At 61.7% G+C, this 19,747-nt stretch carries 17 protein-coding genes and 5 tRNA genes; 7 read left to right on the forward strand and 15 right to left on the reverse strand.

Annotated elements, in window-relative coordinates; genetic code table 11:
- The 8 genes from QRN70_RS05820 to gltX all read right to left on the reverse strand — a co-directional run bounded on the left by QRN70_RS05820 (position 1) and on the right by gltX (position 4,325).
- The gene (locus QRN70_RS05820; RefSeq protein ID WP_285416287.1) at positions 1-450 is read right to left on the reverse strand and encodes an acyl-CoA thioesterase; all 450 of its coding nucleotides are present in this window, start codon (positions 448-450) and stop codon (positions 1-3) included.
- Between the two features lie 45 nt (positions 451-495).
- Positions 496-1,329: an alpha/beta fold hydrolase gene (locus QRN70_RS05825; protein WP_285416288.1), complete on the reverse strand. Its 834-nt coding sequence runs from the start codon at positions 1,327-1,329 to the stop codon at positions 496-498.
- A 31-nt stretch (positions 1,330-1,360) separates the two neighbouring features.
- Complete coding sequence (locus tag QRN70_RS05830) at positions 1,361-1,900, reverse strand: TetR/AcrR family transcriptional regulator (RefSeq protein ID WP_285416289.1); 540 nt, start codon at positions 1,898-1,900, stop codon at positions 1,361-1,363.
- 182 nt (positions 1,901-2,082) lie between these two features.
- Positions 2,083-2,158 (reverse strand) — tRNA-Glu (locus QRN70_RS05835).
- 77 nt (positions 2,159-2,235) lie between these two features.
- Positions 2,236-2,311: transfer RNA gene (locus tag QRN70_RS05840), tRNA-Ala, on the reverse strand.
- 53 nt (positions 2,312-2,364) lie between these two features.
- Positions 2,365-2,440: transfer RNA gene (locus tag QRN70_RS05845), tRNA-Glu, on the reverse strand.
- Between the two features lie 79 nt (positions 2,441-2,519).
- Positions 2,520-2,595 (reverse strand) — tRNA-Ala (locus QRN70_RS05850).
- Positions 2,596-2,843: 248 nt separating this feature from the next.
- On the reverse strand, positions 2,844-4,325 hold the full coding sequence (gltX, locus tag QRN70_RS05855; RefSeq protein ID WP_285416290.1) for a glutamate--tRNA ligase: 1,482 nt from the start codon (positions 4,323-4,325) through the stop codon (positions 2,844-2,846).
- Positions 4,326-4,555: 230 nt separating this feature from the next.
- On the opposite strand from gltX, the gene QRN70_RS05860 reads away from it, so the two are divergent.
- Positions 4,556-5,605, forward strand: coding sequence for an HlyD family secretion protein (locus QRN70_RS05860; RefSeq protein ID WP_285416292.1), 1,050 nt, complete (start codon positions 4,556-4,558; stop codon positions 5,603-5,605).
- Positions 5,595-7,145 carry an MDR family MFS transporter gene (locus tag QRN70_RS05865; protein WP_502941522.1) on the forward strand — a complete coding sequence of 517 codons (1,551 nt, stop codon included), beginning with the start codon at positions 5,595-5,597 and terminating at the stop codon, positions 7,143-7,145. The genes QRN70_RS05860 and QRN70_RS05865 overlap by 11 nt, the downstream gene beginning before the upstream one ends.
- Positions 7,146-7,283: 138 nt before the next feature.
- On the opposite strand, the gene uvrB is transcribed toward QRN70_RS05865, so the two are convergent.
- Positions 7,284-9,299 carry an excinuclease ABC subunit UvrB gene (gene uvrB, locus QRN70_RS05870; RefSeq protein WP_285416293.1) on the reverse strand — a complete coding sequence of 672 codons (2,016 nt, stop codon included), beginning with the start codon at positions 9,297-9,299 and terminating at the stop codon, positions 7,284-7,286.
- 337 nt (positions 9,300-9,636) lie between these two features.
- Here uvrB and QRN70_RS05875 point away from each other — a divergent pair, with 337 nt between their 5' ends.
- Both QRN70_RS05875 and QRN70_RS05880 read left to right on the forward strand, forming a co-directional pair.
- Entirely contained in the window at positions 9,637-10,833 is a 1,197-nt protein-coding gene (locus tag QRN70_RS05875; protein WP_285416294.1) for an amino acid aminotransferase, read from the forward strand.
- Between the two features lie 221 nt (positions 10,834-11,054).
- Complete coding sequence (locus tag QRN70_RS05880) at positions 11,055-11,255, forward strand: hypothetical protein (RefSeq protein ID WP_285416295.1); 201 nt, start codon at positions 11,055-11,057, stop codon at positions 11,253-11,255.
- Here the strand turns inward: QRN70_RS05880 and QRN70_RS05885 are convergent.
- Positions 11,252-11,482: a hypothetical protein gene (locus tag QRN70_RS05885; protein WP_285416296.1), complete on the reverse strand. Its 231-nt coding sequence runs from the start codon at positions 11,480-11,482 to the stop codon at positions 11,252-11,254. The genes QRN70_RS05880 and QRN70_RS05885 overlap by 4 nt on opposite strands.
- A 228-nt stretch (positions 11,483-11,710) precedes the next feature.
- Here QRN70_RS05885 and QRN70_RS05890 point away from each other — a divergent pair.
- Positions 11,711-11,786, forward strand: a tRNA-Asn gene (locus QRN70_RS05890).
- Between the two features lie 146 nt (positions 11,787-11,932).
- Here the strand turns inward: QRN70_RS05890 and QRN70_RS05895 are convergent.
- The 3 genes from QRN70_RS05895 to xth all read right to left on the reverse strand — a co-directional run bounded on the left by QRN70_RS05895 (position 11,933) and on the right by xth (position 15,524).
- Positions 11,933-13,456, reverse strand: a complete 1,524-nt coding sequence (locus tag QRN70_RS05895) for a nucleobase:cation symporter-2 family protein (RefSeq protein WP_285416298.1) — start codon at positions 13,454-13,456, stop codon at positions 11,933-11,935.
- Positions 13,457-13,789: 333 nt separating this feature from the next.
- Positions 13,790-14,629 (reverse strand): arylamine N-acetyltransferase family protein, encoded by an 840-nt coding sequence (locus QRN70_RS05900; RefSeq protein WP_285416300.1) that lies wholly within the window; start codon positions 14,627-14,629, stop codon positions 13,790-13,792.
- A 100-nt stretch (positions 14,630-14,729) separates the two neighbouring features.
- Positions 14,730-15,524, reverse strand: a complete 795-nt coding sequence (xth, locus tag QRN70_RS05905) for an exodeoxyribonuclease III (RefSeq protein WP_285416302.1) — start codon at positions 15,522-15,524, stop codon at positions 14,730-14,732.
- Between the two features lie 120 nt (positions 15,525-15,644).
- On the opposite strand from xth, the gene QRN70_RS05910 reads away from it, so the two are divergent.
- Positions 15,645-16,238 carry a GNAT family N-acetyltransferase gene (locus tag QRN70_RS05910; RefSeq protein ID WP_285416304.1) on the forward strand — a complete coding sequence of 198 codons (594 nt, stop codon included), beginning with the start codon at positions 15,645-15,647 and terminating at the stop codon, positions 16,236-16,238.
- On the opposite strand, the gene QRN70_RS05915 is transcribed toward QRN70_RS05910, so the two are convergent.
- Positions 16,235-17,677, reverse strand: a complete 1,443-nt coding sequence (locus QRN70_RS05915) for a mechanosensitive ion channel family protein (protein ID WP_285416305.1) — start codon at positions 17,675-17,677, stop codon at positions 16,235-16,237. The two genes, QRN70_RS05910 and QRN70_RS05915, sit on opposite strands and share 4 nt — an antisense overlap.
- A gap of 150 nt (positions 17,678-17,827) precedes the next feature.
- Positions 17,828-18,694, reverse strand: coding sequence for a pirin family protein (locus QRN70_RS05920; RefSeq protein ID WP_285416306.1), 867 nt, complete (start codon positions 18,692-18,694; stop codon positions 17,828-17,830).
- A 248-nt stretch (positions 18,695-18,942) separates the two neighbouring features.
- On the opposite strand from QRN70_RS05920, the gene dkgB reads away from it, so the two are divergent.
- Entirely contained in the window at positions 18,943-19,746 is an 804-nt protein-coding gene (gene dkgB / locus QRN70_RS05925; protein WP_285416308.1) for a 2,5-didehydrogluconate reductase DkgB, read from the forward strand.
- Position 19,747 lies beyond the last annotated feature (1 nt).

Here is a 19,747-nt window from a genome sequence, read left to right on the forward strand (position 1 = left end):
TCAGATTTGGGCTGTTTCCGGACTTTGGATCGCCGGGCCATAACCCTCGATGAACTCCGCCGGCATGCGCTTGGGCTTGCCGCTGGACAGTTCGATGCAGACAAACGTGGTCTGCGCGCGCAGCAGCGTAGTGTTGTCGCTAGAACGAATCAGCTGGAAGTGCCGGGTCATTTTCAGGCGCTGGTCCCAGTCGACGATCCAGGTTGCCAGTTGCAGCTCGTCGCCTTCGTAGGCAGCGGCGAGATAATCGATTTCGTGGCGCACCACCGCCATCGCCCGATCCAGACGCCGGTATTCGACCAGGTCCAGGCCCAGACGCTGCGAGTGGCGCCAGGCGCAGCGTTCGAGCCAGGTCACGTAAACCGCGTTGTTGGCGTGCCCTAGCCCGTCGATGTCCTCGGCGCCCACTTGCAGATCAATGGTAAACGGCGTTGCTCGATCCCAGCCCATGCCCCACTCCGGTCAGAAAATTCACCGGGGCAGTGTAACGGATGCTTAGGCCGATTGGCGCGCCTGCAAGCTGCGCCCGGCCAGCAGTGACAAGACGCCTTCAATCACCCGCGGGTCGGCCAGCACGCGCTGATGACCGCCGCTCTCCAGACGCAGCAGGCGGCTGTCGAACCAGGCTTCGTGGATCAGCTGCGATTCCTTGACCGAGACGAATGTGTCGTCTTCGGCATGCACGATCAGGCCCGGCATATCCAGTTGGTAGTGCGCGACATCGAGGGTCGCCGCGCGCATGCCGACATCCTGCTCGACCTGGCGGATGAACGCCGAGCGCGCCCGCGGTGGCATGCCGACGTAGCGGGCAAACCCGCGCAGTACGCCAAGAATGCGTGCCGGCGCGGCGATGCTCACCAGGGTTTCGGTGCGCAGGCCCAGTTGCACGGCGAGCATGGCACTGGCGCCGCCCATGGAGTGGCCGATGACCGCCTGCAGCGGCGGCAATTCGGCAGCGGCTTCGAGCATGGCGCGGGCGAACAGCACCACATTGGCTTCGCGCCCCGGCGAGCGGCCGTGGGCCGGACCGTCGAGAGCGACGACGGTGTAACCGGATTCGACCAGTGCGGTGATCAGCGAGGCGAACTGGGTCGGACGGCCTTCCCAGCCGTGCATCAGCAGCACGGTGGGCCCCTGGCCCCAGCGCAGCGCCGAGAGGCCGAAACGCAGGGTGATGCGTTCCGATTTTGCCAGCAGAGGCAGCTCCCAATCCCGCGGTGGCAGTTCGCGCGGCGTCATGAACGCCAGGCGCATTTTGCTCGCTACCAGTTTCGGTGCAAACCAGCCCAAGGTGCCATTAACGCCGCGAACCCACTTCAACGTGCTCATCGCTCTCTCCTCAGGCCTTGTTGCCTTCAGCTCAACGCACCGCCGACTTGGCGGCGCGCAGCAATCGATCGGATAAATCACCTGGGCCGAGCGCGCGTGCGAGCGCCAGGCCACCCACCATCAAGGCCACGTCGGCCAACGCTTTATCAGTGTCTTCGGGGCTGGACGCCAGCTGCGCGATCATCAGTTCCATGTGCTCGTTCAGGGCGATGCGGAAGGCTTCCGGCAAGCGCCCCAACTCGCCGATGGAGGCCGGGATCGGGCATGCCGAATCGCTGGAATCACGGTGCTTGCGCGACAGATAGAAGGCCGCGACCAGGGCGCGACGCTCTTCGCCCGTGAGCTCGGCATCCATGTCGGCAATCAGGTCGCGGCGTCGACCCAGCAGTTGCTTGAACGCTTCGAGCATCATCGCGTCCTTGCTTTCGAAGTGCGCATAGAAGCCACCGACGGTCAGGCCGGCTGCGCCCATCACTTCACCCACGCTTGGCTCGGCCGGGCCACGCTGAATCAGCGCGGCGCTGGCGGCCTTGAGGATGCGTTCGCGGGTTTGAGCTTTCTTGTCGTTCATCGTCGCCTCCGAATATTACGATTAGAATATTATTATCATAATAATATTCTGCAAGTCATGAATGTGACCGCTGGTCTGAAGCACAGTGTTAGGGAAAAAGGAGATTTGGCCAAACGCCAGACAAACAAAAGGGCCATTCAATAATTGAATGACCCTTAAAAATCCCGCAGTGCGGGTAATCGTGGCGTCCCCTAGGGGACTCGAACCCCTGTTACCGCCGTGAAAGGGCGGTGTCCTAGGCCACTAGACGAAGGGGACGCAAACCCTTCTACAACTGATCAGCGCTGAGTACTGATCGCTTCAAGGCCGGTGTGGCCAGACCTTGAAGTGTAAATTGGTGGAGCTAAGCGGGATCGAACCGCTGACCTCCTGCATGCCATGCAGGCGCTCTCCCAGCTGAGCTATAGCCCCGGATTTTTCGCCTCGCGGCGGAGCGACATCTTGCAACATCGCTTCTGTAAAACTGGCGTCCCCTAGGGGACTCGAACCCCTGTTACCGCCGTGAAAGGGCGGTGTCCTAGGCCACTAGACGAAGGGGACGCAAACCCTTCTATACAACTGACCAGTGCTGAGTACTGATCGCTTCAAGGCCGGTGTGGCCAGACCTCGAAGTGTAAATTGGTGGAGCTAGACGGGATCGAACCGTCGACCTCTTGCATGCCATGCAAGCGCTCTCCCAGCTGAGCTATAGCCCCTCATCGTTGATGTCATCGCTGAGGACGGGGCGAATCTTAAGGGCGTATCGAAAGCCTGTCAAACTTATTTTTGAAAAATTTCAAAATTTTTTGTCGGCATAACAATCACTTACCGCCCTCCCCCCGAAAATCCGGGAGCTTTGCTCACCCCGCAGACCTGCAAGGGCTGCCGCAGCCGGCGATCTTTTGCGAAGCAGGATCAAAAGATCGCCGGCTGCGTCAGCGCTTACAGGGTTGATCACAAAGGCTCAGGCGATCGCGCCCAGCAGCTTTTCCCACTCTTTGTTTTCTTTCTTCGACACGCCGCCCAGCAGGTCGATGGCCTGGCGCAGACGGAAACGGGTCAGGTCCGGGCCAAGGATTTCCATCGCATCGAGCACCGACACAGAACTCGCCTGGCCGGTGATTGCCGCGAACATCAGTGGCATCGCATCGCGCAGTTTCAGCTCGAGGGATTCGACCACCGCCTGGATCGTCGCAGTGATGCTGTCCTTCTCCCACTGGCGCAAGCTTTCCAGCTTCCACAGGATCAATTGCATCAGCTGACGCACCTGATCGCCCGAGAGCTTCTTCGATTCAAACAGCTTGGCATCCGGACTCACGCCACCGGCGAAGAAGAACCCACCCAGCGGCGCAACCTGGCTGAAGGTTTCAACGCGGCCCTGGACCAGCGGCGCGATCTTCATCATGTATTCGGCGTTGAACGCCCACTTCTGCACGCGCGCGGCGAATTCTTCCACCGGCAGATCGCGCAGCCACTGGCCGTTGAGCCACGACAGCTTCTCGATGTCGAAGATCGGCCCGCCGAGGGACACACGCTTGAGGTCGAAGTTGTCGACCATTTCCTGCAGCGAGAACTTCTCGCGCTCGTCCGGCATCGACCAGCCCATGCGCCCCAAGTAGTTGAGCATCGCTTCCGGCATGAAGCCCATGCGCTCGTAGAACGTCACCGACGTCGGGTTCTTGCGCTTGGACAGCTTGCTCTTGTCCGGATTGCGCAGCAGCGGCATGTAGCACAGCTCCGGTTGCTCCCAGCCGAAATATTCGTACAGCAGGATCAGTTTCGGAGCCGATGGCAGCCATTCTTCGCCACGCAGCACGTGGGTGATGCCCATCAGGTGATCGTCGACCACGTTGGCCAGGAAGTACGTCGGCAGGCCGTCGGTCTTCATCAGCACTTGCATGTCCATGCGATCCCACGGGATCTCGACATCGCCGCGCAGCATGTCCGGCACCACGCAGACGCCTTCGGTCGGCACCTTCATGCGGATCACGTGCGGTTCGCCAGCCGCCAGACGCGCAGCGACTTCTTCCTTCGACAGCAGCAGCGCGCGGCCGTCGTAACGCGGGGTTTCGCCGCGCGCCATTTGTTCGGCGCGCATCTGGTCGAGCTCTTCGGCGGTGCAGAAGCACGGGAACGCGTGCCCCATGTCGACCAGCTGCTGGCAATACTTCTGATAGATATCGCCACGCTCGCTTTGTCGGTACGGGCCGTGCGGGCCGCCGACGTCCGGGCCTTCGCTCCAGTCGATACCCAGCCAGCGCAGGGCGTCGAAGATCTGCTGTTCGGACTCGCGGGTCGAACGCAACTGATCGGTGTCTTCGATGCGCAGGATGAACTCACCGCCGTGCTGCTTGGCAAAGCAGTAGTTGAACAATGCGATGTAAGCGGTACCTACGTGGGGATCCCCGGTAGGCGATGGCGCGATGCGAGTGCGGACGGTGGTCATGGCATGTCTCGAAAAGAATGAAAAGCAAAGAACAATCAAGCGGCGAATGGTAACAGGCGACACCCGCCCCGCTCCAGCGGGCAGGGCATTTAAGCCAAGGTTGCGTCTGGAATGCCCGTAGGGCGCAGTGAATGGCCGAATATCAGCCGATGGCATTTACCGCTCATCGGCTGTATGCCAGATTCGCCTGCTGATAACTTTCCTTACAATTCCTCGACTACAGTTTGCCCATGCCTGCCCAACTCAAGCGTCGCCTGTTTATCTTCCTGCTGCTCGTCGTGCTGATCGCCGGGGGCTTTTTCGCCCATTGGTTTTTCAAGGGGCGCTTTTATGAAAGCACCGACAACGCCTATGTCCAGGGCGAGATCACCCGCGTCTCGAGCCAGTTGAGCGCGCGGATCGACGAAGTCCTGGTGCAGGACAACCAGCACGTGGAAAAAGGCCAGTTGCTGGTGCGCCTCGAGCCGAATGACTTCCGCCTGGCCGTCGATCGCGCCAACGCCACCCTCGCCACTCGCGAGGCCGAACGCCTGCAAGCGCAGAGCAAGCTGACCCAGCAATCGAGCCTGATTGCCTCCAGCGACGCGCAAGTCGCCGCCTCCCAGGCTTCGCTGGGGCGCTCGCAGCTCGATTTGTCCCGCGCGCAGGCCCTGCGCAAGCCTGGGTTTGTCTCCGAAGAGCGCGTGACCACTCTCTCCGCCGACAACCACATTGCCCGTTCACAGGTGGCCAAGGCCCAGGCCGACGCCCAGAGCCAGCGCCAGCAGGTCAACGCGCTGACCGCCGAGATCAAACGCCTGGATGCGCAGATTGCCAACGCCCGCGCCGATCTGGCGCAAGCCGAACTGAACCTGACCCGCAGCGAAATCCATGCGCCGATCAGCGGCATGATCGGCCAGCGTGCCGCGCGCAATGGCCAGGTGGTGCAAGCTGGCGCGTACCTGCTGTCGATCGTCCCCGACGAAGACATCTGGGTGCAGGCCAACTTCAAGGAAACCCAGATCGGCCACATGCAGCCCGGGCAGAAAGCCGAACTGATCTTCGATGCCTATGGCGACACGCCGATCGAAGCACGAGTCGACAGCCTGTTCGCCGCCTCCGGCGCGCAGTTCAGCCTGTTGCCGCCGGACAACGCCACCGGCAACTTCACCAAAGTCGTACAACGGATTCCGGTGAAACTGACCTTCAAGGCCGACAACCCGCTGCATGGCAAGATCCGCCCGGGCATGTCAGTCACCGCGACCGTGAATATCAAAGACGCCCCCGACAATGGCCGGTGATCAACTGATCCGCCCCGTTGGCGAGCCGACCCGACGGGACTGGATCGCGGTGATGAGCGTGATGCTCGGCGCCTTCATGGCGGTGCTCGACATCCAGATCACCAACTCGTCGCTCAAGGACATCCAGGGCGCGTTGTCGGCCACCCTGGAAGAAGGCTCGTGGATTTCCACCTCGTACCTGGTGGCGGAAATCATCATGATTCCGCTGACCGCCTGGCTGGTGCAGTTGCTCTCGGCGCGGCGGCTGGCGGTGTGGGTGTCGCTGGGCTTTCTGATTTCCTCCTTGCTCTGCTCGATGGCCTGGAGCCTGGAGAGCATGATCGTCTTTCGCGCCATGCAGGGGTTCACCGGCGGCGCGCTGATCCCCCTGGCGTTCACCCTGACCCTGATCAAGCTCCCCGAACACCACCGCGCCAAAGGCATGGCAATGTTCGCCATGACCGCCACTTTCGCCCCGTCCATCGGCCCGACCCTCGGCGGCTGGCTCACGGAAAACTGGGGCTGGGAATACATCTTCTACATCAACATCCCGCCGGGGCTGATCATGATCGCCGGGCTGATGTACGGCCTGGAGAAGAAGGAGGCGCACTGGGAACTGCTGAAAAGCACCGACTACACCGGCATCCTCACGCTGGGCGTCGGCCTGGGCTGCCTGCAGGTGTTTCTCGAAGAAGGTCATCGCAAGGACTGGCTCGAATCGAACCTGATCGTGACCCTCGGCAGCATCGCCCTGCTGAGCCTGATCACCTTCGTCATCGTGCAGATATCCAAGCCCAATCCATTGATCAATCTCGGCATCCTGCGCAATCGCAACTTCGGCCTGTCGAGCATTTCCAGCCTCGGCATGGGCGTCGGGCTGTATGGATCAATTTATTTGCTGCCGCTGTACCTGGCGCAGATCCAGAACTACAACGCCCTGCAGATCGGCGAAGTGATCATGTGGATGGGCGTGCCGCAGCTGTTCCTGATTCCGCTGGTGCCGAAGCTGATGAAGTTCGTCTCGCCGAAATGGCTGTGCACCCTGGGTTTCGGCCTGTTTGGCCTGGCGAGTTTTTCCTCCGGCGTGCTCAATCCGGACTTCGCCGGGCCGCAGTTCAACCAGATCCAGATCATCCGCGCACTGGGCCAGCCACTGATCATGGTGACCATTTCGCTGATCGCCACGGCGTACATCCTGCCGCAGGACGCGGGCTCGGCATCGAGTCTGTTCAATATTCTGCGCAACCTCGGCGGCGCCATCGGCATCGCCCTGCTCGCCACGCTGTTGGATGCACGGACCAAGACCTACTTCGATTATCTGCGTGAAGCGGTGGTGCCGACCAATCCGCAGGTCGCCGAGCGGCTGGCGTCGATGACGGACCGGTTTGGCAGCGATACGGCAGCGCTGGGCAAGTTGAGCGAAATAGTGCACCAGCAGGCGCTGATCATGGCCTACAACGATGCGTTTCACTTTGTCGGGATTGCGTTGGGGGTCAGCATGCTGGCGATCCTGCTGACCAAGAAATTGCCGGCGGGTTTGAAGGCTGGGGAGGCGCACTGATTTTTGTGGTGCCTGGACCGGCCCCTTCGCTGGCAAGCCAGCTCCCACAGAGATTGATGGTGTACACAACATGTGTAGCACCAAAAAAACCTGTGGGAGCTGGCTTGCCAGCGAAGAGACCCAGTCAGGCGACGAAGATCAAACCGCCAGAAGCCGTTCGCGCAGCTTGGCAATTTCATCGCGCATCTGCGCCGCCGCTTCGAATTCCAGGTCGCGCGCCAACTGGTACATCTTTTCTTCCAGCTGACGAATGCGCTTGGTGATCTCGCTGGGCGAGCGCAGTTCGGCTTCGTACTTGGCGTTTTCTTCGGCCGCTTTGGCCATGCCCTTGCGCTTCTTGCTGCGCGAACCCGGCACGGTGGCGCCTTCCATGATGTCGGCGACGTCCTTGAACACCCCTTTGGGGGTGATGCCGTTGGCCAGGTTGAAGGCAATCTGCTTGTCGCGCCGGCGTTCGGTTTCGCCGATGGCTCGCTCCATGGAGCCGGTCATGCGGTCGGCGTACAGAATCGCCCGGCCATTGAGGTTGCGCGCCGCACGGCCGATGGTCTGGATCAGCGAACGTTCGGAACGCAGGAAGCCCTCCTTGTCAGCGTCGAGAATCGCCACCAGCGAGACTTCCGGCATATCCAGGCCTTCGCGCAGCAGGTTGATCCCGACCAGCACATCGAAGGTGCCCAGGCGCAAGTCGCGGATGATTTCCACGCGCTCCACGGTGTCGATGTCCGAGTGCAGGTAACGCACGCGCACCCCATGATCGGCGAGGTAATCGGTCAGGTCCTCGGCCATGCGCTTGGTCAGCGTGGTGACCAGCACCCGTTCCTCGACTGCCACGCGCTTGGTGATTTCCGACAACAGATCGTCGACTTGGGTCAACGCCGGCCGCACTTCCACCTGCGGGTCGACCAGACCGGTCGGCCGCACCACCTGCTCGATCACTCGCCCGGCGTGCTCGGCTTCGTAGTTGCCCGGCGTCGCCGAGACGAAAATGGTCTGCGGGCTCACCCCTTCCCACTCGTCGAAGCGCATCGGCCGGTTGTCCAGCGCCGATGGCAGGCGGAAGCCGTATTCCACCAGCGTCTCTTTGCGTGAGCGGTCGCCCTTATACATCGCACCGACCTGCGGCACGCTGACGTGAGATTCGTCGATCACCAGCAGGGCATCGGCCGGCAGGTAATCGTAGAGCGTCGGTGGCGCCGCGCCTGCTGGGCGCCCGGAAAGGTAGCGCGAGTAGTTTTCGATACCGTTGCAGTAGCCGAGCTCGAGGATCATTTCCAGGTCGAAACGCGTGCGCTGCTCCAGACGCTGGGCTTCGACCAGCTTGTTGTTGCTGCGCAGGTATTCCAGGCGCTCCTGCAACTCGACCTTGATCCCCTCGATGGCGTCGAGCAGGGTTTCCCGCGGCGTCACGTAGTGACTCTTCGGGTAGAAGGTGAAGCGCGGCAGCTTGCGGATGACTTCGCCGGTCAACGGGTCGAACGCGGAAATGCTTTCCACCTCGTCGTCGAACAGCTCGATGCGGATCGCCTCGAGGTCGGATTCGGCCGGAAAAATGTCGATCACATCGCCGCGCACGCGGAATGTGGCGCGGGCAAAGTCCATGTCGTTGCGGGTGTATTGCAGGTCGGCCAGACGCCGCAACAGCGCGCGCTGATCGAGTTTGTCGCCGCGATCGACGTGCAGGACCATCTTCAGATAGGTTTCCGGGCTGCCCAGACCGTAGATGCACGACACCGTGGTGACGATGATCGCGTCCTTGCGCTCAAGCAGCGCCTTGGTTGCCGACAGGCGCATCTGCTCGATGTGGTCGTTGATCGACGCGTCCTTCTCGATGAAGGTGTCGGACGACGGCACATAGGCTTCCGGCTGGTAGTAGTCGTAGTAGGAAACGAAGTACTCGACAGCGTTGTTGGGGAAGAACGACTTGAACTCGCCGTACAGTTGCGCGGCCAGGGTCTTGTTCGGCGCCAGCACCAGGGTCGGGCGCTGCACCTGGGCAATCACGTTGGCGATGCTGAAGGTCTTGCCCGAGCCGGTTACGCCGAGCAGCGTCTGGTGCGCCAGCCCGGCCTCGATGCCCTCGACCATCTGGCGAATGGCTTCGGGTTGATCGCCGGCGGGATCGAAGCGGGTGACAAGCTGGAATTCGGACATTAAACACCTCTGGGTCGTGACGCTCCGGGTCAACCGGCCTGCCACGGGAAAGACCGCATACGAGCGATGTCGCCCGAGGAAAAATCAGGATTGTGCTGAATGTGGAGTCGATTGCCGCGCCTTTCAAGGCAAACGTCCTACATCCGGTACATTCTCTGACACATCCAATCGACTAACGGTCGAGAAATAATCGGAAAAACTTACCGTAAAAGCCGTTTCGCCTGTCGCCAGCGGTCAGTGATGGCCTCTATACTAGCTCCCCGTTTGTGCACCGCTCTAGTGCATTCGGCTGGAGCGCGACACGTCCCTCCACTCTCCATTCAGAGCCGCCGTAATAATGAGCCTGTTCTCCGCTGTCGAAATGGCACCCCGCGATCCAATCCTGGGCCTCAACGAAGCATTCAACGCCGATACCCGGACCGACAAGGTCAACCTGGGCGTCGGTGTGTACTGCAACGAAGAGGGGCGAATTCCACTCTTGCGCGCCGTTATCGAAGCCGAAACCATTCGCGCCGCTCAGCACGCCTCCCGCGGCTACCTGCCGATCGACGGCATCGCTGCCTACGACCAGGCGGTGCAGAAGCTGCTATTCGGCAACGACTCGCCGCTGCTGGCGGCCGGTCGTGTGGTCACCACTCAAGCGGTCGGCGGTACCGGCGCGCTGAAAATCGGTGCCGACTTCCTCAAGCAACTGCTGCCGAACGCCGTCGTGGCAATCAGCGACCCAAGCTGGGAAAACCACCGCGCGCTGTTCGAGACCGCCGGTTTCCCGGTGCAGAACTACCGCTACTACGACGCCGCCACGCACGACGTCAACCGTGCCGGCCTGCTCGAAGACCTCAACGCCCTGCCGAATGGCTCGATCGTGGTCCTGCACGCCTGCTGCCACAACCCGACCGGCGTCGACCTGAGCCCGGCGGACTGGAACAACGTGCTCGACGTCGTGCGTGCCAAAGGCCACGTGCCGTTCCTCGACATGGCCTACCAGGGCTTCGGTGACGGCATCGCCGAAGACGCCGCGGCCGTACGCCTGTTCGCGGAGTCCGGCCTGACCTTCTTCGTGTCCAGCTCGTTCTCCAAGTCGTTCTCGCTGTACGGCGAGCGCGTCGGTGCGCTGTCGATCGTCAGCGAATCGAAAGAAGAAAGCGCCCGGGTGCTGTCGCAGGTCAAACGCGTGATCCGCACCAACTACTCCAACCCGCCGACCCACGGTGCAAGCATCGTCGCCGCCGTGCTCAACAGCCCGGAACTGCGCGCCCAGTGGGAAGCCGAGCTGGCGGAAATGCGTCTGCGCATTCGCGGCATGCGCGAACAGATGGTTGCTCTGCTGGCGGAAAAAGCCCCGCAGCGCGACTTCAGCTTCGTCGGCCGTCAGCGCGGCATGTTCTCCTACTCCGGCCTGACCGTTGAACAGGTGCACCGCCTGCGCAACGAATTCGGCATCTACGCCCTGGACACCGGGCGCATCTGCGTCGCCGCGCTGAACCAGCGCAACATCAAGGCTGTGACGGACGCCATCGTTCAGGTCATCTGATTTCGCTTTGTCATGAAAAACGGGAAGCCCTGGGCTTCCCGTTTTTTATTTGTCCGAAGGAATGCAACATTCCCTCTAAACTGCACACAAATCTGAATTGTGGGAGCGAGCCTGCTCGCGGATGCGGTGGGTCAGTCGCCATTGATGGTGGCTGACAGCATTCGCGAGCAGGCTCGCTCCCACAGGTTTCGTACACATCCAAGAATTTTGCGAGAACCCCAATGAAAAACGACAACCTGCGCGCCGACCGTGACGACCTGGATGACTTCATCCCCCGCACCACGGTCAAACGCGACAAAAGCCTGGTGCTGCAAGTCGCAGCGGGCGTCTTCCTCGGCGGCCTGGCCCTGTGGCTGGTGCAACTGGCGCTGACGGCGGCTTACGCCAAATTCATGCTGGGCACGATCACTTTCGGCGGTTAAGCCAGTTCCGTCGCCCGTTGAGTGGCCGCATCGTCATAGGCGACGTACAGCGATTCGGCGATCTGGCTTTTGATCGCCTTGGTGCTTTCCAGACCGAGCACGAACCCTTCGGCCTTGCCGCCAGCGCGGTTCAGCTCTTCAACGGTGCTGGCCTGGGTGATAGCGTCGAAGAGTTTTTCGGCGTGCGGGCCGACCCCTTTGGGCAGACTGATTTGCGTGACGCTCATACAAGCACCTCGCGGGAAAGAGAAATCAGAACGGTTTGAGTCATGGCGCGTACCTTTTCGGCGAATGGCCGGCAGCGCGTGTGACCACTTCCGGGCGACCATGGTAGACCTGTGAGGCGATTCTGGTAATCGCTAATCACTGACAAATCGCCGTCCGTCCTGCCGACATCGGAAATTTTACACTCGATGCTTGACTTCCCTTTTTGAATCAGTAACATACGCACCAATTCCGCAATAGCTCAGTTGGTAGAGCAAGTGACTGTTAATCACTGGGTCCCTGGTTCGAGTCCAGGTTGTGGAGCCAAATAGCAAAGCCCCTGAATCGAAAGATTCAGGGGCTTTTTTGTGGGCGCTCGAAAAGCTCGGAACGCTGCGATCCTCTTGCCGTGCCTATGAAAAAGGGCCGATGTGCGCTTGGCAAATCGGCCCTTTGCTATTCAGAGGCAGGCGTCAGACGTGCTCGCCGCTCTTCACCTGCACCTTCGGTGCACCGTGCCCATGATCGTGCTCATCGGGCTCGATCACCGGTACTTCGTTGCCATCGCAATCGTGCAGCTTGCCGTCGCTGAAGTAATCGCCTTCACGCAGCGCCGCCAGATCGCGATAACGCAGGGTCCGCTCTTCCGCCGCGGCAAATACCGACTGCTGATCGGAGTTGCCGACGGTGAAGTGGTTGAACGCCAGGTTGAGCAGAATCGCCATGATCGCCGAGGAACTGATGCCGGAGTGGAAAATGGTCGCGAACCAGCTCGGGAAGTGGTCGTAGAAGTTCGGCGCGGCAATCGGGATCATGCCGAAACCGATCGAAGTGGCGACGATGATCAGGTTGACGTTGTTGCGGTAATCGACCTTGGACAGCGTGCGAATCCCGCTCGCCGCCACGGTGCCGAACAGCACGATACCGGCGCCGCCGAGCACCGAGGTCGGCACCGCCGCGATCACCCGCCCCATGAACGGCAGCAGGCCGAGGATCACCAGGAACAGGCCGCCGGTGGCCACCACGTAGCGGCTCTTGATCCCGGTGACCGCCACCAGCCCGACGTTCTGGGCGAAGGCACTCTGGGTGAAAGAGCCGAAAATCGGCGCGATCATGCTCGACAGCATGTCAGCGCGCAGGCCATTGCCCAGGCGCTTGGAGTCGACCTTGGTGTCGATGATTTCACCGACGGCGAGAATGTCCGCCGAGGTTTCCACCAGCGTCACCATGACCACGATGCACATCGACAGAATCGCCGCAAAGTGGAAGGTTGGCATGCCGAAATGGAACGGCGTCGGGAAGCCGAACATCGGCCCCTGGGTCACGCTGGAAAAATCCGCCATGCCGAGGAACACCGCCAGCACCGTACCGATCACCATCGCCAGCAGAATCGACAAGCGCGAGATGGTCGCGCTACCGACTTTGCTCAGCAGCAGCACCAGCACCAGCGTAACCGCTGCCAGGCCGATGTTCTGCATGCTGCCAAAGTCCGGCGCGTGGCTGTTGCCGCCCATGGCCCAGCGCGCGGCGACAGGCATCAGGGTCAGGCCGATGGTGGTGATCACGATACCGGTGACCAGCGGCGGGAAGAATTTGGTGATCCGCGAGAACACCGGCGTGATCAACAGGCCGATCAGCGACGCCGCAATCACTGCGCCGAGCACCGACTGGAAGCCGCCCTCCCCGCCACTGCTGACGATGGCCACCATGGTCGCCACACCGGAAAACGACACGCCCTGCACCAGCGGCAACTGACAGCCAAAAAACGGCAGACCCAGGGTTTGCAGCAACGTCGCCAGCCCCCCCGCAAACAATGAAGCAGCAATCAACAGACCGATGTCCGCGGGCGACAGCCCGGCGGCCTGACCGATGATCAGCGGCACCGCAACGATACCGCCGTACATGGTCAGAACATGTTGCAGGCCGTAAGCCATATTCGCGCCGACCCCGAGATTTTCATCCTCGGGCCGTTGGTGTGAAACATGGGGCGTTTTCATGGTGGGGGGGTTCCCTGGTTTTTGTTATGCGCACACTGTATTCAAAACTCGCGACAAGTGTCCATGTTTTTGTATACAACAAATCATCAACGGTTGTACGACCTCTGTCGCGCAGATCCAGGTGGAGTTGACCGATAGAGCGCGGCAGGAGCGCCCTACCCTGCAAGGTCACGAGCGGCAACTATCTTCTGAGCATGGACTGCGGGGAAACGCTGAGCAGACAGCGCTCAGCCTGGACCGTCATCGACCCCTTCGTCATCGAGGTCGATGCCTTTAGCGGAGATTGCTGGGCACGCCGCGCCATTGGTGTCGCAGGCGCTGGCCTGTGGCGTTTTACGGTGCTGGCGGGTTCGTCTCGAGCAGACGCTTGAGCGCTGGCCTGAGCGCAGGATACGGGGGTGGGCGGATACCGAACTCGTCCACCAGCACTTCGAGCAGTTCATCGACGTCTGTCAGCTCACGCCGTTCGCTCTCGGCGCCCACGCGGTGGATGGCAAAACTGCCGTTGTTCAACGTGCGGCGCCAACCGTCGCCGGTGCGCGCGACCATCAGGCGCTGGGCGAACGGTGAATCGGGATGGGTCGAGACGTACCAGTTGCCGATGCTGTAATCGATGGCTTCCTGGCGCTGCAGATCGAACAGGTACACCGGCCGCCACTCGCCGGCGACCTGGGCTCGCAGCAGATAGCCGTCAGTCTGCCTGTCGAGACGATAAGCCTCATGCGGGGTGGCCTGCGCGCTTTCGCTGTCGAGGATCAGCGGCGCGGTCGGCACCATGCCGCCGAAGCCGACGTCGCTGATGTAGCGCACGCCGTCGATGTGCACCAGGCTCAAACGATGGGTGCGCGCCGTCCAGCTGCCTTCCGGCTGGCCCAGCACCACACGGCCACTGATTCCGCGCGCCTCGAAACCGAGCTCCAGCAACAGCGCCAGGAACAGATTGTTCAGTTCGTAGCAGTAGCCGCCCCGCCCTTCATGCAGGACTTTGCGCTCCACCGAGGGCAAGTCGATCGGCACCGGCGCGCCGCCGATGGTCGACAGATTCTCGAAGGCAAATGTGCTGGTGTGGCGCCGTTGCAGTTGCTGCAATGTTTCCAGGGTGGGCGCGGGCCGTGTGGCGAACCCCAGGCGCTGCAGGTACAGGTGCACATCGTTCAGGCGTGGCTCGCTCATTGCTCGGTCCTTATGCATGGCGCCGCGGATCATTCCGCCGATGGTCGCCATGTATACGGGATTCGTGGCGCGGACCGACAATTGATTTCGCCAATCGTGGCTAACGGCGCTTGCGCGAATCGATACGAATCCACGTCGGTGCATGGTCGCTGGCATGCGGTTCGTTGCGCACCCAGGCATCGACACCGGCCTCGACCAGATAAGGACTCAGCGCCGGGTTGAGCAACAGATGGTCGATGCGCAGGCCGGAATTTTTCTGCCAGTGCTGGCGGAAATAATCCCAGAAGGTGTAGAGCCGGTCCTCCGGGTACAGGTGCCGCAGCGAATCGATCCAGCCCTGGTCCAGCAAGCGTTGATAGCACTCGCGGCTCTGCGGCTGGAGCAGCGCATCCTTGAGCCAGGAACGGGTGTTGTAGATGTCCAGATCGGTCGGCACGACGTTGTAGTCACCGGCCAGCACCACCGGATGGTCGCTGCGCTGCAGATCCTTGGCGTAACTGATCAGGCGTTCGAACCAGGCCAGTTTGTAGTCGAACTTCGGCCCCGGCTGCGGGTTGCCGTTGGGCAGATACAAGCAACCGACCAACACGCCATGCACGGCTGCTTCGAGGTAACGGCTGTGCGTGTCGGCGGGATCGCCGGGCAAACCGCGCCGGCTCTCCAGCGGTTGCGCATCGCGGGCGAGGATCGCCACCCCGTTCCACGACGCCTGACCGTGCCAGATCGCGCCATAACCGGCGGCTTCCAGCTCGGCGGCGGGAAAGGCACTGTCCACCGACTTGAGTTCCTGCAGGCAGGCGATGTCGGGCTGTTCGCGCTTGAGCCAGTCCAGCAGGTTGGGCAGACGCGCACGCAGGCCGTTGACGTTGAAGGTGGCGATCCGCAGTTTTTTCATCGTCTGACGCTCCTGCCCGGGAAATGTAAAAAATCTGACCCTGCGGGCGCTACGCAGGTTGCATCGGATCGGCCCGCTGCGGCGTAATAGGCGCTCACCTGACTGCCGGGAACCGCCCTCATGCAACCCACGCTGCACGGCCAGGGCATCCTCCTGCGCCCCCTGCAATATGCCGACGCCGACGCCCTGCTTCACGCCGCCGCCGATGGTGAGCTGTGGAATCTCACCGTAACCGTCGTACCCTCGGCGAGCACCGTCGACAGCTACCTGAAAAAAGCCCTCGACGGGCGGGATGCCGGCACCGTCATGCCGTTTGTCATCGTGTTGCGCGAAACCGGCGAAGTCATCGGTTCGACCCGTTTCTGGAAAATCGACCGGCACAACCGCAAGCTGGAAATCGGCAGCAGCTGGATCGCCGCGCGGTTGCAGAAAACCTTCGTCAACACCGAGGCCAAATACCTGCTGCTGCGCCACGCCATCGAAGTGCTCGACTGCGTGCGCGTGCAGTTCACCACCGACGAGAACAATCACCGGTCGCGCAACGCCATCCTGCGTCTCGGTGCCCAACAGGAGGGCATCGTGCGCCATGAACGGATCATGCCGGACGGCCGCAAGCGCAACTCGGTGCGCTTCAGCATCATCGATGACGAATGGCCGCAGGTGCGGCAGAACCTCGAAGACAAGCTGGCGCAGTACGCTTTGCGTCGACCTTAAACGCGATGCCGCAACCAGTTGAGGAAGCCCTTTTTCGGCTCGGCCACCGGCGTCTCCTGGGTCAGGGCCTGCGCCTTGTGCAGGCGGAAATCGAGCAGCGCTTTCATCGCATCGTTGATGTCGTGGCGGGCATCCAGGCACGGTTTGAGGTAGGACTTCTCGATGCGATAGAGGGCGCAGAAGGTTTTCGCGGCAAACATCGCCGGCACCGAGGAATCGGAAAGGATCCCGGCCTCGCCGATCACCTCGCCCGGCCCCATGCGTCCGGATTCGAAAGGCGCGCCGTGGCGGGTCAACGTCACGCTGACTACGCCGGACTCGATAATGAACAGGTGATCGCTGACCTCTCCCGCCTCGAGGATCGTCTCGCCGGCGCGGAAGGTCTGCAGGGTCATGTTCTGGCTGAAGGTTTCCTTTTCCTCCTGGCGCAGCGTGGAAAAGATCGGCGAACTGTCGAGCAAGGCCCGCGGCCGCGAGAGGTTGCTCGGTGTGCTCGGTTCATTGTTCGACAGCAGATTGACCCCGGACGCCTGCAGATGCCGGTACGCCAGGTCGAACAGTTGATTGCGCACCGAGCGCTTCTCGTTCATTGACGCGACGAAACCGCTGATTTCATATTCCACGCCGACGCTGCCGGAGCTTTTCAGCGCCACGCTCGGCGCGGGATTGTCGAGCAACTGGCGACAGCCCTGCATTGCCCGCTCCAGCGCGTCGATCACCGCGCTCGGCCGCGCATGAGGGCTGACCTGGACACTGACGGCCACGCCGAACATGTTGCTCGGCCGGCTGAAGTTGATGATCTTGGCCTTGGCCGCCAGCGAGTTGGGGATCACCGCCATGCTGCCCTGGCTGGTCTGCAGGCGCGTGGCACGCCAGTCGATGTCGGTGACCCGGCCTTCGGTGCCGTCGATGGATATCCAGTCATCGAGCTGATAGGGCTTGGTGGTGTTGAGCACGATTCCGGAAAACACGTCGCTCAAGGTGCTCTGCAACGCCAGGCCGACGATGATCGCCAGCGCGCCGGACGTGGCCAGCACGCCTTTGACCGGCAGATCCAGGACATAGGCCAGCGCCGCAATGATCGCGATGAGGAAAATCACTGCGCCGAGCAAATCCTGCAACAGCCGCCCGGTATGCCCGACCCGCTGCATCATCACCGCACCGATCAACACGGTCAGGGTGCGCGCGCCGAACAGCCACCAGCCGATCTGCAACCCGGTCGCCGCCAGGTGCAGCGGCACATTGTCGGCCCACGGCGCCGGCTCCATCGGGTTGAGGCCTTCGTTGAACAGCAGAATGCTGAACAGGCTGAAGATCAGCACCCGCACCAGCAGCTTCCATTCGCTGCCTCGGGAGCTGATCAGGCGCCACAGACCGAGGTCGACCAGGATCAGAATCAACGCGCAGAACAACGGATGTTCGGTGAGCAGAGACAGCATCAAACAACTCCGACAATGGCCAATCGCGAGAAGATCGCACAGATTGGCCATAGTGTAGGAGCAATTGATTTGGCGGAATGGGCGCCGGCATCCGCGGCGCAAAAAAACCTGGGAGCCGGTTGGCTCCCAGGGGGTTGAAGGCGCCGCGAATCAGGCCGGCATGCGTCCGAAACGTCCAGACTGGAAGTCGGCAAAGGCCTGATGGATTTCCTGTTCGCTGTTCATCACGAACGGGCCATGGCCGACGATCGGCTCATCGATCGGCTCGCCGCTGAGCAGCAACACCACGGCGTTTTCGCTGGCTTCGAGGGTCAATTGCCGACCTTCGCGCTCGAGCAGCGCCAACTGGCCCGGCCCCAGCGTTTCCTGGCCATTGACCCGCACCGTGCCGCGTAACAGCACCAGCGCGGTATTGCGGCCTTCGTGCAGGTCGAGGGTCAGCAACTTGCCGGCGTTCAGGCGCAAATCCCACACGTCGATCGGCGTGAAGGTGCGCGACGGGCCTGTCTGGCCGTCGAATTCACCGGCGATCAACCGCAGGCGACCGGCGCCGTCCTTGAGCGCAATGTCGGGAATCTGCGCGTCGACAATCGTCTGGTAACCGGGGGCGGCCATTTTGTCCTTGGCCGGCAGGTTGACCCACAGCTGGACCATTTCCAGACTGCCGCCGGTTCTGGCGAAGTCGGCGGAATGGAATTCCTCATGCAGGATGCCGGACGCCGCGGTCATCCACTGCACATCGCCGGGGCCGATCTTGCCGCCGCTGCCCGTGGAATCGCGGTGTTCGACCTCGCCGTCGTAGACAATCGTCACCGTTTCGAAACCACGGTGCGGATGCTGGCCAACGCCACGCCGTTCGGTGGTTGGGGAGAATTCAGCAGGCCCGGCGTGATCGAGCAGCAGGAACGGGCTGATGTGCTTGCCCAGATTGTCGTAGGAAAACAGCGTGCGCACCGGGAAACCATCGCCGACCCAATGGCCGCGAGGGCTGGGGAAAACGCCAAGAATGTTTTTCATGCTGGCTCCTGAAGAGAGGGTGGACATGAATTCATCTTAAATCCGCAACGTATTTGCCACTAGACCCCGAATGTCGGCCTGATCGTCCCATCTATGGAACGACTCGACAGCCGCTCTCGGCCTGCCAACACAGACCTCAGGCGGATTCGTGACTTGCACTCAACAGTGCTTTGTCCCACTGACGGTTTTTCTCCGCGGCGCTGACACCGATACTCCTGGCCATTCCCACTGTCACCCTGGAGTCATGCATGTCTGTTCCCGCTTTCGGTCTTGGTACGTTTCGCCTGCAAGGCCAGGTGGTCATCGATTCGGTGAGCACCGCCCTCGAACTCGGCTACCGGGTCATCGACACCGCGCAGATCTACGAAAATGAAGCCGAGGTCGGCGAGGCCATCGCCGCCAGCGGTATCGCCCGTGACGAGTTGTTCATCACCAGCAAGATCTGGGTGGCCAATTTCGCTCGGGATCGGCTGATCGACAGCCTCAGGGAGAGCCTGCAAAAACTGCAGACCGATTACCTCGACCTGACCCTGATCCACTGGCCATCACCGCAGGACCAGGTGCCGGTGGAGGAATTCATGGGTGCCCTGCTGGAAGCCAAACGCCTGGGCCTGACCCGGCAGATCGGCGTGTCGAACTTCACCATCGATCTGCTGCAACAGGCGATTGCCGCCGTCGGCGCCGAGCACATTGCGACCAACCAGATCGAGCTGCACCCGTACCTGCAAAACCGCAAGGTCGCCGACTTCGCCCGCAGCCAGGGCATCCAGATCACGTCGTACATGACCCTGGCCTACGGTGAGGTGCTGAAGGACCCGCTGATCCAGCAGATCGCCGAACGCCTGCAAGCGACACCGGCGCAGGTCACCCTGGCCTGGGCCATGCAACAGGGCTACGCGGTGATCCCGTCGTCGACCCGACGCGCCAACCTGCAAAGCAACCTCGGCGCCACGGCACTGACCCTGAGCGCGGCCGACATGGCCTTGATCGCCACCCTCGAGCGCGGCCAGCGCCTGACCAGCCCCAAGGGCATTGCCCCGCAGTGGGACTGAC

Source organism: Pseudomonas sp. efr-133-TYG-5 (assembly GCF_030209175.1).
Taxonomy (GTDB): domain Bacteria; phylum Pseudomonadota; class Gammaproteobacteria; order Pseudomonadales; family Pseudomonadaceae; genus Aquipseudomonas.

Excerpts from the sequence above, each read along its gene's own strand:
- QRN70_RS05820 (WP_285416287.1), bottom strand. The coding sequence starts at position 450 with ATGGGCTGGGATCGAGCAACGCCGTTTACCATTGATCTGCAAGTGGGC.
- QRN70_RS05825 (WP_285416288.1), bottom strand. The coding sequence starts at position 1,329 with ATGAGCACGTTGAAGTGGGTTCGCGGCGTTAATGGCACCTTGGGCTGG.
- QRN70_RS05830 (WP_285416289.1), bottom strand. The coding sequence starts at position 1,900 with ATGAACGACAAGAAAGCTCAAACCCGCGAACGCATCCTCAAGGCCGCC.
- gltX (WP_285416290.1), bottom strand. The coding sequence starts at position 4,325 with ATGACCACCGTCCGCACTCGCATCGCGCCATCGCCTACCGGGGATCCC.
- QRN70_RS05860 (WP_285416292.1), top strand. The coding sequence starts at position 4,556 with ATGCCTGCCCAACTCAAGCGTCGCCTGTTTATCTTCCTGCTGCTCGTC.
- QRN70_RS05865 (WP_502941522.1), top strand. The coding sequence starts at position 5,595 with ATGGCCGGTGATCAACTGATCCGCCCCGTTGGCGAGCCGACCCGACGG.
- uvrB (WP_285416293.1), bottom strand. The coding sequence starts at position 9,299 with ATGTCCGAATTCCAGCTTGTCACCCGCTTCGATCCCGCCGGCGATCAA.
- QRN70_RS05875 (WP_285416294.1), top strand. The coding sequence starts at position 9,637 with ATGAGCCTGTTCTCCGCTGTCGAAATGGCACCCCGCGATCCAATCCTG.
- QRN70_RS05880 (WP_285416295.1), top strand. The coding sequence starts at position 11,055 with ATGAAAAACGACAACCTGCGCGCCGACCGTGACGACCTGGATGACTTC.
- QRN70_RS05885 (WP_285416296.1), bottom strand. The coding sequence starts at position 11,482 with ATGAGCGTCACGCAAATCAGTCTGCCCAAAGGGGTCGGCCCGCACGCC.
- QRN70_RS05895 (WP_285416298.1), bottom strand. The coding sequence starts at position 13,456 with ATGAAAACGCCCCATGTTTCACACCAACGGCCCGAGGATGAAAATCTC.
- QRN70_RS05900 (WP_285416300.1), bottom strand. The coding sequence starts at position 14,629 with ATGAGCGAGCCACGCCTGAACGATGTGCACCTGTACCTGCAGCGCCTG.
- xth (WP_285416302.1), bottom strand. The coding sequence starts at position 15,524 with ATGAAAAAACTGCGGATCGCCACCTTCAACGTCAACGGCCTGCGTGCG.
- QRN70_RS05910 (WP_285416304.1), top strand. The coding sequence starts at position 15,645 with ATGCAACCCACGCTGCACGGCCAGGGCATCCTCCTGCGCCCCCTGCAA.
- QRN70_RS05915 (WP_285416305.1), bottom strand. The coding sequence starts at position 17,677 with ATGCTGTCTCTGCTCACCGAACATCCGTTGTTCTGCGCGTTGATTCTG.
- QRN70_RS05920 (WP_285416306.1), bottom strand. The coding sequence starts at position 18,694 with ATGAAAAACATTCTTGGCGTTTTCCCCAGCCCTCGCGGCCATTGGGTC.
- dkgB (WP_285416308.1), top strand. The coding sequence starts at position 18,943 with ATGTCTGTTCCCGCTTTCGGTCTTGGTACGTTTCGCCTGCAAGGCCAG.